This window comes from Telluria sp. AZSoR62 (genome assembly GCF_058111565.1).
Genome location: NZ_JBYTST010000471.1, coordinates 1 through 250 on the forward strand (window position 1 = coordinate 1; position 250 = coordinate 250).

A 250-nucleotide genomic window follows, 5' to 3' on the forward strand; every position below is an offset into this window, starting at 1 on the left:
GCAGTCGGTTGGCACTCTTGGGGCGGCGGCAACCGTGTGGAGATTGACCACGGCAATGGGATCATCTCAACCTACAACCACCTGGAATCAACTGCGGTGGAGCAAGGCGAATCCGTAAAAGTTGGTGAGGTCATCGCGCATGTTGGCACCACCGGATCTTCTACAGGGTGCCACCTGCATTTCGAAACGCTGGTTAAGGGCATTCATACAGATCCATCGAACTGGGAACTTCTGCCCGTGTCCCAGCTGG

1 protein-coding gene is annotated in these 250 nt (G+C 56.0%); it reads left to right on the forward strand.

Annotated features, from left to right (window positions below; genetic code table 11):
- Positions 1 to 36 precede the first annotated feature (36 nt).
- On the forward strand, positions 37 to 250 hold a 214-nt coding region (locus AC3XQU_RS24450), incomplete at its 3' end, for a M23 family metallopeptidase (protein ID WP_489876704.1).